We start from the raw sequence: 10,837 nt of genomic DNA on the forward strand, positions 1-10,837 counted from the left end.
CGGAGGAACCGGAGCGGGCCCGCTCGGCGTTGATGTGTACGCGGGCACTGCGTGGAGGGGCGCGGGGCAGCGGCGAAGGGGAGAGGCACGTGGGGGAAGCCGGCGAGCAGGCCGCGACACGGGGGTCCTTGTGGCGGGTCGGCGATGTGATCGACGGCCGGTACGAGGTGCTGAAGGTGCACCAGCAGGGCGGCATGGGGCTGGTCTACCGCGTACGGCATCGCGGCTGGGGCATCGATCTCGCGGTCAAGAGCCCGCGTCCGGAGCTGCTGCGCGACGAGCGGGCGCGTGAGCGGTTCGTGGCGGAGGCCGAGCACTGGGTGTCGCTGGGGCTTCATCCCCATGTCTGCGGCTGCCACTACGTCCGGACGGTGGACGGCTCGCCGCGGGTCTTCGCCGAGTACGTCACCGGCGGCAGCCTGGCCGACTGGATCCATGACGGGCGGCTGTACGCGGGAGGTGAACGGCGCTCCCTGGCCCGCATCCTGGACTTCTCCATCCAGGTGGCCTGGGGCCTGGAGCACGCCCACGCGCGGGGTCTGGTGCACCAGGACGTCAAGCCCGCCAACGTCCTGCTGGACCCCGCGGACGGCGGCTCGGGCGGTCTGGACGCGGTGGCGAAGGTCACCGACTTCGGCCTCGCGCGGGCCAAGCAGGCGCAGTCGTCGGCGCCGGGCCTTGTGACGGCCACCGGTCAGCTCTCCGTCCTGGTCACCGGCGGCGGCATGACCCCGGCCTACGCCTCGCCGGAGCAGGCGATGGGACAGCGGGTGGGCCGGCGCAGCGACGTCTTCAGCTTCGCGGTGTCGGTGCTGGAGATGTTCAACGGCGGTGTCACCTGGATGGCCGGGGTCGCCGCGGGCGCCGCGCTGCGCGCGTACCGGCCCGAGGAGCCGGGCCTGGACGGGCGTCCGCAGATCCCGCGGCAGGTCGCCGAACTGCTCGAACGCTGCCTGGACGACGACCCCGCCGCCCGGCCGGGTTCGATGGCCGAGATCGCCGACCGGCTCGTCGTCATCCACCGGGAGACCACGGGCCTGAGCTACCCGCGCCGCGCCCCCGTCATGGCGGATCTGCGGGCCGACGAGCTCAACAACCGCGCCCTGTCCCTGCTCGACCTGGGACGAAAGGAGGCGGCGGAGCAGGGCTTCGCCGAGGCGCTGAGCCTCGACGCCCGGCATCCGCAGGCCGTCTACAACGCCGGACTGCTGCGCTGGCGCGACGGTGCGCTGAGCGACGAGGGGCTGCTGGCCGAGATCGAGGCCGTGCGCCAGGACCTGCCCGACCCGCGGGAGGCCGATCGGCTGACCGCCCTGGTCCACCTGGAGCGCGGCGACCTCGCGGCCGCCGACACCATCCTGCGGGAGCACGCCACCGACGCCCGCGACGAGCCGGAGACACGGCAGGCGCTCACCGCGCTCACCTCCGGGCAGGCCGCCGACGCCCGCTGCGTGGGCCTGTGGCAGGTGCCATGGCGGGGCAGCTTCCCGTCCTGGATCACGCCGTCCTGCACGATCGACCTCACCGCGGACCTCCGGCTCGCCCTGACCTCCGCCAATGACCGCACCGCCCGGCTGTGGGACGTCCGCACGGGACGGCAGCTCATGGAGCTCACCGGTCACACCGACCGGGTCATGGGCTCGGCCCTCAGCGCGGACGGACGTCATGCCGTCACCGCCGCGGAGGACCGGACCGTGCGGCTGTGGGACGTTGCCGACGGCCGGATGGTCCGGAGCGTCGAGGTCACCCCGTGGGGCGAGGGCCGGGGCCCGGCGCAGCGGGAACGCCGGCGCCGGGAGGACGCGGCGAAGGAGGCGGCGGGTATCCCGACGCCGCGCGTCCGCCGGGCCCGCCTGGACAGTCCCGTGTACCAGACCGCGAGTTCTCCCGTGCGGGTGAACGCCGACGGCAGCGTGGCGATGTGGGCCGAGCCCGACGGCCGGATCCAGGTCTGGAACCTGCGCGCGGGGTGGCATCTGGCGACGCTCGACGCACCCGAGCACACTCGGGTGGTCGAGCTCAGCGGGGACGGGCGGCTGGTCCTGTCCGCCAACGGAGTCGAGGAGCGGTCGCTCGTCCAGCTGTGGCGGGCGGACACCGGAGAGTGCCTCTGGAGCGTCGACCACCCGGTCGCGATCTCCGAGATCTGGTTCGGCCCGGGCGCAGACGTGGCCGCGGTGCTCGGCGGCGGCATCCGGATCCTGGACCTGCGGGACGGCCGCTGCCTGCAGACCGTACGACTCGAGTCCGGTTTCCACGTCACCTGCACGGCGCTGAGCCAGGACAGGCGCTCGCTGCTGGTGGGCGGCTTCCACGGCCAGGTCCTCTACTGCGACCTGGTCTCCGGCCGCGTGCTGCGCACCTTCCGGGGGCACCGGGACCGGGTGCGCGGCGTGGGCTTCACGGCCGACGGGCACGGCTGGTCCGCCGGCTACGACGACGCGGTACGGCTGTGGCGGCTGCCCGGCGGCTTCCTCGCCCCCACCCAGCTGCGCCGCCCGCGACGCCACACCGAACTGCTGGGAGCCGAGGACCGGTTGAAGGCGCTGGTGGCGGAGGCCGGGCAGGCCGCGGCGAACGGCCGGGTACGCGAAGCCCTCGACCGGCTCGACCGGGCCCGAGCGCTGCCCGGGTCCCAGCGCGCGCCCGAGATCCTCGGGGCGTCGCGCTCGCTGGGCGACCGGACCGTACGCACCGGGGTGCGCGCAGCCTGGCCCGCCCGGTCGCTCCTGACGCACAACGACGAGTCCCGAAAGGCACCCGGTGTGCGCGGCGTGGGGCTGACCCCCGACGCACGCCTGGGCGCCTGCGCCGACTTCGACGGGCAGATCCAGCTCTGGAACCTCGGCACGGGCCGACGCGAACGGGTCATCGACACCGGGCACTGGTCGGTCAGCCTGGTCCGGTTCAGCCCGGACGGACACCGCCTCGTCTCACTCGGCCACGCCAGGGGCGGCACCCTCCAGACCTGGTCGGTCGACACCGGCGAATGCCTGGACACCCTCGACTTCCGAGGGCTCACCCGGGTCGCCCTCAGCCCGGACAGCAGGTACGCGTTCGTCGTGGAGGAGACGGCGATGACGATGTCCCTGTGGGACCTGGCCGAGCGCCGCGAGCTCCAGCGGCTCGCAGCACCCGAACGGAAGATCACCAGCGTCTCGCTCAGCGCGGACGGGCGGCGGGCCCTCACCTGCGGCGACGAGAAGGTGATCCGGCTGTGGGACCTGCCGTCGGGGCTGTGCGTCCAGGCCGTCCCGGCGCCGTCGCTGACCTCGAACACCGCGACGCTCAGCCCCGACGGGAGCTTCGTCCTGTCCGTGGAGACCTACCGCAACCCTGCCATGCCCGACGCCCACGGCCCCGAAAGCCTCCTGGGCCGGCTGCATGTGTGGGACGCCGCGACCGGCGACCGGCTGCGGACCTTCGACGCGTCCTCCAGCCGCTCCAGCCGCCTGGCCATCAGCGCCGACGGGCGGTTCGCGTTCGCCTCCGGCCCGGAGGGCGAGGTCCGGCTGTGGGAGCTCGCCACCGGGCAGTGCCTCCGGACGCTGAGCGGGCATGTGCGGACCGTGCCCGCCCTTGCCGCCACCCCCGACACGAACTTCGTCCTCACCGCCGACGACGACGCCGTCCTGCGGCTGTGGGAGCTCGACTGGGAGCTCCGGGCCCGGGAGGAGCAGTGACCGCCTTCGCCGACGGCGTGCGGCTCACCCTCGCGATGGCACGCCGGGAAGCCCGGGCGGGAGGCGCGCACGAGGTCGGGCCGGACCATCTGCTCCTGGGGCTGGCCGTGCTGTGCCGTTCCGACCTCGGTGCCGTACTGGACCGGCAGCAGCTGGATCCGCAGGGCCGACTCGGGCTCGCGGTCGAACTGGGACTGGCGCGGCTCGGCTTCACCTCGGCCAACGTCGACCCACGCCGCTTCCGCCGACGACTGCGTGCCCTGCTCGACCAGGGCGGGCCCGGCGATCCGCAGGCCGCGGTACCCCGGCGCAGCGCCGCGGCGCGCCAGGCCTTCACCCGGGCGGCAGAACTCGCGCACGGCGGCACCGCCACGGCTCAGGACCTGCTGCGGGCACTGGTCGAGCAGCCCTCCGCTCCGACCCGCGCACTCCTCGCCTCCTTCGGCGTCGCGGACCCGCTCGCCGCGTTCTTCCCCGAGCGCAGGCCCGGGCCGAAGACGGTGCCGGACCCGAAACCGAAGCCCGCGGCCGAGCCCGAGCCCGAGCCCGCGGCCGAGCTCAAGCGCGAGGACGGGCCCAAGCGCGCGGACGGGCCGAAGGCCGAGGTGCGGCAGGAGCCGACACCCGTCCTGGACCGGTACGGCCGTGACCTCACAGCACTCGCGCGAGCCGGGGAGCTGCCTGCGTCGATCGGCCGGGAACGCGAACTGCGGGCCCTGGCCCGGTCGCTGCTGCGCCGGTGGAAGTCCAACTGCGTGCTGGTGGGGGAGGCGGGCGTCGGGAAGACCAGCATCGTCGAGGAACTCGCCCGCCGACTCGTCTCCTCCGATCCGCCGTCCGGCCTGGCCGGTGCACGCGTCGTGGAGCTGTCGATGGCCGCGCTGGTGGCCGGGACGAAGTACCGCGGCGAGTTCGAGGAACGCCTCCAGGCCGTGCTGACCGAGGCACGACGACCCGGGCTGATGCTCTTCATCGACGAGGTCCACACGGTGCTCGGTGCGGGCGGGCGCGGGGCCTCCGACGCCGCCAACATTCTCAAGCCCGCCCTGGCCCGCGGCGAACTGCGGTGCATCGGCGCCACCACCCCCGCCGAGTACCGGAGCACCATCGAGCGCGACCCCGCCCTGCAACGGCGCTTCGAGGTGCTCTGGGTCGACGAGCCGACCCGGGCGGAGGCGCTGGTGATCGTCCGGGGCGTCGCCGACGACCTGACCGCCCACCACGGCGTCGCCATCGACCCGGAGGCCGTCACGGCCGCCGTGGACCTCACCGTCCGCCACCTGCCCGAGCAGCGGCTGCCGGACAAGGCCATCGACGTCCTGGACCAGGCGTGCGCCGCGGTTCGGATCCGCTCCGTCCCGCCGGAGGCGTCGGACTCCGCAACCACTCCCTCGGGCACGGGCGCGGTACGCGTCGGGCGGTCCGAGGTGGCCGCCGTGGTCGCCCGGCGGGCCCGGCTGCCGGTGGCCCGGGTGACGGTCGACGAGGCGCAGCGACTCCTCGGCATGGAGGAACACCTGCGTGCGAGGGTCATCGGCCAGGACGCGGCGGTCGAAGCCGTCGCCGCGGCCGTACGCACCGGGCGGAGCGGACTGGCGGACCCGCGCCGCCCGGTCGGCGCGTTCCTCTTCGCCGGCCCCACCGGCACCGGAAAGACCGAGCTGGCCAAGGCCCTGGCCGAGTTCCTGTTCGGCGACGAGCGGCGGCTGATCCGCATCGACATGTCCGAGTACCAGGAACGGCACGCGATCTCCCGTCTGCTCGGTGCGCCGCCCGGCTACGTCGGCCACGACCGCGAAGGTGCGCTCAGCGGGCCGCTGCGGGACCACCCGCACAGCGTGGTGCTGTTCGACGAGGTGGAGAAGGCCCACCCGGAGGTGCTGGACCTGTTCCTGCAGATCTTCGACGAGGGCACCCTGACCGACGCGCACGGGCGCCGCGTCCCGTTCAACGACGCGGTCGTCATCCTGACCTCCAACCTCGGCGCGACGTCCGGTCAGCCGCCCGGCCGTCCGCCGCTCGGCTTCTCGCCACCGCCACCCGCCGCCCACCGGGCCGCCGGCGCGTCCGCCGCAGCAGGCGTCCACGAGGCTCTGCGGGAGCGGCTGCGGCCCGAGTTGCTCGGCCGGATCCGGCAGGTCGTCGTGTTCGACGAGCTCGACCAGGCAGCGGTCGGGCGGATCCTCGACAAGATCATCGACCAGGTCCGGGCCAGACTCGCCGACCGGAGTCCCGCCGTGTCGCTGACCCTGTCCCAGGCCGCGCGCGAGCTGCTGCTCCGGCAGGGACGCGAGGCAGGGCGGGCGGGAGCGCGCGGCCTGGAACACGTCGTCGAGCACCTGCTCGTCCAACCGCTGGGCCGGCTGCTGCTCACCGACGAGAGGTTCGCCGTCGGCGCGTCGGTCGAAGTCCGGTGCGCCGACGGTGTGCTCAGCTTCGCCGTCGACCCCACGTCCTCGCTCCGGAGGAGCTGAGGCTGCCCGAGCCGGGCGCGAACCCTTTGCCGACCTGTGAGGAGACGATCCACCCATGCCCCGCCCAGCCGCCGTGACCCTGACCGTCGTCCAAGGGCAGCTCGAGCAGACCGAGTTCGCCTTCGAGGAGCGCACCACCTGCCTGATGGGCCGCGCCAACGACTGCCACCCCCGCCTGCCCGACGACGACTACCACCGGACCGTCTCGCGCCACCACTGCCTGCTCGACATCAACCCGCCCGACGCGTGCATCCGGGACTTCGGCAGTCGCAACGGCACCTACCTGAACGGTCACAAGATCGGGCAGCGGGACGAGGGCCAGACCCCGGAGCAGGGAGCCGCCACCGCCTTCCGCGAGCACCGGCTCAGCGACGGCGACGAACTCCGGATCGGCCGAACCGTCTTCCGCGTCACCATCCGCGGCGAGCAGTCCGGCCCGGCCGTCGTACGCTGCGTCAGCTGCGGCCGCGAGGAGAGCGCCGAGCCGGGCGCCCGCCCGGGTGACCACCTGTGCGCCGCCTGCCGGACCGAACCGCAGGCCGCGGCCGAACTCCTGCTCGACCTGGCCCGCACCGGCGACGGGGAACTGCAGGGCATCTCCGGGTACCGGCTGCTGCGCGAACTCGGCCGCGGCGGCATGGGCGCCGTCTACCTGGCCCGCCACCAGGCCACCGGGCGCGAGGTGGCGCTCAAGGTGATGCTGCCCAGGGTCGCCACGAACCAGGTGGCCCGCACCCGCTTCCTGCGCGAGGTACTCGTCACCCAGGATCTGCGGCACCCCAACATCGCGACCCTCCACGACGCCGGCTTCGCCAACGGGACCTTCTACCTCACCACCGAGTTCTGCACCGGGGGAAGCCTCGACCGCTTCCACGCGCGCCGCGGAGACCGGCTGCCGATCCCGGAGGCGGTCCGGCTCTACGCCCAGGCGCTGGAAGGTCTCGAACACGCCCACGCACGGTCGGTGATCCACCGGGACATCAGCCCCTCCAACATCCTGCTGCACCAGGAGGCCGGCGGCCCCCCGACCGCGAAGATCAGCGACTTCGGCATCGCCAAGGCCTTCGACCTGGCCGGTCTGAGCGGGCTCACCCGCACCGGTGCGACGGCCGGCAAACCCTCCTTCGTCCCGCGACAGCAGGTGGTCGACTTCCGCCGGGCGACCCCCGCCATGGATCTGTGGTCCCTCGCCGCCAGCCTGTACTGGACCCTGACCGGCGACGTGCCCCGCGACTTCACGAGCGATCAGGACCCGTGGCTGCTCGTCCTCAGGGCGCCGGCGGTGCCGATCCGCGAGCGGGCGCCCCACATTCCCCACGCCCTGGCCGAGGTGATCGACCACGCCCTCACCGAGGAACCCCGGATCGGCTTCGAAACGTGCGCCGACCTGCGCCAGGCACTCCTCGCCGCGCTCTGACCCTCGGGCCGGCCTTCGGGCGGGGCGCGGGAGGGTCGTGTCAGGTGCTGGATGGTGAGGCGGTCGGTGCGGAGGCGTTCCAGCTGGCGAGGAGATCGAGGGTTTCGGCGTCGCGGCTGCCGGGCGGGACGGCACAGAGGATGAGGTAGAGGCCGTCGTCGGCGGTGAGCCGGGTGGTCTCGTAGGCGAAGGTGAGGTCGCCGACGAGGGGGTGGTGGATGCGCTTCGCGCCGGAGCGGTGCCGGCGGACGTCGTGGCGGGCCCAGCGCAGGCGGAAGGCGTCGCCACCGCGGGTGGAGAGTTCGCCGACCAGGTCGGAGAGCGCCTTGTCGTACGGGTTGCGCCCGACTTCGGCACGCAGGGTGGCGACGTTCTGGTCGGCGACGGCGTCCCAGTCGGGGTAGAACGCGGCGGCGGCCGGGTCGAGAAAGGTGAAGCGGGCGGCGTTCGCCGGACGGGCGGGGCTGTCGAAGATCGGGGCGAACAGGGCACGGGCGAGGGCGTTGCCGGCGAGGAGGTCGAGGCGGGCGTTGCGGAGGTAGGCGGGGACGCCGCTGATCGTCTCGACGAGGTTTCGCAGGCCGGGACGGACGGGCTGCCGGGCGGGCCCGGCGGGCGGTGCGGTGGCTGGGGCGGCGGCGTTTGCGGCGCGGACCAGGTCGAAGAGGTGGGCGCGTTCGGCGTCGTCCAGTCGGAGCGCACGAGCGATGGCGTCGAGCACGGCGTCGGTGGCGCCGCGGGCGTCGCCGCGTTCGAGTCGGGTGTAGTACGGGACGCTGACGCCGGCGAGCTGGGCGACTTCCTCGCGGCGCAGGCCCGGGACGCGCCGGGTGCCGGAGAGCGGTGAGAGGGTGAGGCCGGCCTGCTCGGGGGTGACGCGGGCCCGGCGGGTGGTGAGGAAGTCGCGGATCTCGCTGCGTCGGTCCATGCCCCCGACACTACGACCGGCCGCGGCCCGGGGCGCGAGCGTGGGGGTCCTCGTCAGGGTCTGCTTCACGCCCCCGTCGGTGCCTGCGGCGCGGTTGTCTGGAGGGAAGGTTCGGTCCGTCCGCCCGAGGAGACGCCCCCATGCCCGCCACCGCCCCCGCACGCGACCAGGTCCATCGGCCCGGCACCGCCGTGGTGCCGGCGTCGGGTACGCGGTTCGCGCTCGGGGCGGCGCTGCCGGCGCCACCCACGACACGCTCCGACCTGCGGGACGGTGTCGATCGAGCCAAGGAGAGTGAATCCCATGCGAGCGGCGCCAGGGGCGCACCATCCATCGAGAGGAACACTGTGAAGCACATCAAGCTGCGGGACCTGGACGTCTCCCGGATCGGCCTGGGCGCGATGGGCATGTCCCACGGCTACACCGGCGCGGGCACCGACGACGCGGAATCGGTCCGCACCGTCCACCGCGCCCTGGAGCTGGGCGTCACCTTCATCGACACCGCTGAGGTCTACGGCCCCTACGTCAACGAGGAGTTGGTGGGCCGCGCGCTCAAGGGCCGCCGGGACGAGGTGGTGCTGGCCACCAAGTTCGGCCTGATCTCGCACACCGGCCGCGAGAGCGGCCCGGACAGCAGCCCGGCCGGCATCCGTACCGCGGTCGAGGGCTCCCTCAAGCGCCTGGGCACCGACCGGATCGACCTCTACTACCAGCACCGCGTCGACCCGGGCACCCCGATCGAGGAGACCGCCGGCGCGCTGGCCGAACTGGTCGCGGAAGGCAAGATCGGCCACATCGGTCTCTCCGAAGCCGGGCCCGACACCATTCGCCGGGCCCACGCCGTCCACCCGGTCACCGCGGTGCAGTCCGAGTACTCGCTGTTCACCCGCGACCCCGAGGCCCGGGTCCTGCCGGTGCTGCGCGAGCTGAACATCGGCTTCGTGCCCTTCTCCCCGCTCGGGCGCGGCTTCCTGACCGGGACGATCCGCTCCACCGGGCAGTTCGACCCCGGCGACTTCCGCGCGGACAACCCCCGGTTCACCGGCGAGAACTTCGAGCACAACCTGCGCCTGGCCGACCGGGTCGCCGCCATCGCGGCCGAGGTCGGGGCCACCTCGGCGCAGGTGGCGCTGGCCTGGCTGCTCGCCCAGGGCGACTCCATCGCTCCCATCCCCGGCACCCGCCGCGTGGCCAGGGTCGAGGAGAACGCCGGCGCCGACGCGGTCCGCCTCACCGACGACCAGCTCGCCCGGCTCACCAGCCTGCCCCCGGCCGCCGGCGACACCCACACCGAGGCCCAGATGCGAATGATGGAGCGCTGACGCTGAAGACCGGCACCGACCCACGCCTCGCACCGGACCGCGTCCACGGCCCGAAACGGGCCGACCTCACCGAGTGACCCACCAACCCCTCGACCACCAGCCCTTCCCAGGAGTATCCCCGTGCAGCACGTCACCTTGAACAACGGCGTCCGGATGCCCATCCTCGGCTTCGGCGTCTACCAGATCCCCGCCGACAGGACCGAGCAGGCCGTCTCCGACGCCCTGGCCGCCGGCTACCGGCTGCTGGACACCGCCGCCGCGTACGGCAACGAGGAGGCCGTCGGCCACGCCGTCAGGATGAGCGGCATCCCCCGCGACGAGCTGTTCGTCACCACCAAGCTCTGGGTCCAGGACGCGCCCGCCCAGGACAACACCCGCCGCGCCCTGGAGACCTCCCTGGCCAAGCTCGGCCTGGACCATGTCGACCTGTACCTGATGCACCAGCCCTTCGGCGACGTCTACGGCCAGTGGCGCGCCATGGAGGCCGCCAACCGCGAGGGCCTGGCCAGGGCGATCGGTGTCGCCAACTTCTACCCCGACCGCCTCCTGGACCTGGTCCTCAACAACGAGATCACCCCGCACGTCAACCAGATCGAGACTCACCCCTTCTTCCAGCGCACCGCCGACCACGCCCTGATGCGCGAGCACGGCGTCCAGCACCAGGCGTGGGGCGGCTTCGCCGAAGGCAGGAACGACCTGTTCATCCACCCCGTCCTCAGCGGGATCGGCGAGGCGCACGGCAAGTCGGTGGCCCAGGTCGTGCTTCGCTGGCTGGTCCAGCGCGACATCGTCACCATCCCCAAGTCGGTCAACCCCGACCGGATGGCCCAGAACATCGACGTCTTCGGCTTCCGGCTCACCGATGCCCAGATGGCCGCCGTCGCTGCCCTCGACACCGGTACGACCCTGTTCTTCGACCACCACGACCCGGAGATGGTCTCCTGGCTCAGCCGGCGCCGTCTGGAGGGTTGAACAGCGCCGATCGCCGATGGGGATCTCTACGAGCCGACGGT

General features: G+C 73.4%; 6 protein-coding genes. 5 read left to right on the forward strand and 1 reads right to left on the reverse strand.

Going from position 1 to position 10,837, the window contains the following annotated elements; translation table 11 throughout:
* The first annotated feature begins 89 nt into the window (after positions 1–89).
* From FHR36_RS13025 to FHR36_RS13035, 3 genes are read left to right on the forward strand one after another with little or no spacing between them, the layout of a single operon-like run.
* A complete protein-coding gene (locus FHR36_RS13025; protein WP_253796548.1) occupies positions 90–3,683 on the forward strand; it encodes a serine/threonine-protein kinase in 3,594 nt (1,197 codons plus the stop codon).
* A complete protein-coding gene (locus tag FHR36_RS13030) occupies positions 3,680–6,157 on the forward strand; it encodes an AAA family ATPase (protein ID WP_253796550.1) in 2,478 nt (825 codons plus the stop codon). Before FHR36_RS13025 ends, FHR36_RS13030 begins: the two co-directional genes overlap by 4 nt.
* Positions 6,158–6,212: 55 nt before the next feature.
* Positions 6,213–7,574 (forward strand): protein kinase domain-containing protein, encoded by a 1,362-nt coding sequence (locus FHR36_RS13035; protein WP_253796551.1) that lies wholly within the window; start codon positions 6,213–6,215, stop codon positions 7,572–7,574.
* A gap of 40 nt (positions 7,575–7,614) precedes the next feature.
* Here the strand turns inward: FHR36_RS13035 and FHR36_RS13040 are convergent, their stop codons facing one another.
* Positions 7,615–8,502, reverse strand: a complete 888-nt coding sequence (locus FHR36_RS13040) for a helix-turn-helix transcriptional regulator (protein ID WP_253796553.1) — start codon at positions 8,500–8,502, stop codon at positions 7,615–7,617.
* Positions 8,503–8,849: 347 nt separating this feature from the next.
* On the opposite strand from FHR36_RS13040, the gene FHR36_RS13045 reads away from it, so the two are divergent.
* Together FHR36_RS13045 and FHR36_RS13050 are read left to right on the forward strand one after the other, a co-directional pair.
* Positions 8,850–9,824 carry an aldo/keto reductase gene (locus tag FHR36_RS13045; RefSeq protein WP_253796555.1) on the forward strand — a complete coding sequence of 325 codons (975 nt, stop codon included), beginning with the start codon at positions 8,850–8,852 and terminating at the stop codon, positions 9,822–9,824.
* A 120-nt stretch (positions 9,825–9,944) separates the two neighbouring features.
* Positions 9,945–10,796 (forward strand): aldo/keto reductase, encoded by an 852-nt coding sequence (locus tag FHR36_RS13050; protein ID WP_253796556.1) that lies wholly within the window; start codon positions 9,945–9,947, stop codon positions 10,794–10,796.
* Positions 10,797–10,837: the final 41 nt, after the last annotated feature.

Origin of the sequence: Kitasatospora cinereorecta (assembly GCF_024172095.1) — a bacterium.
In the GTDB taxonomy this organism is placed as follows: domain Bacteria; phylum Actinomycetota; class Actinomycetes; order Streptomycetales; family Streptomycetaceae; genus Kitasatospora; species Kitasatospora cinereorecta.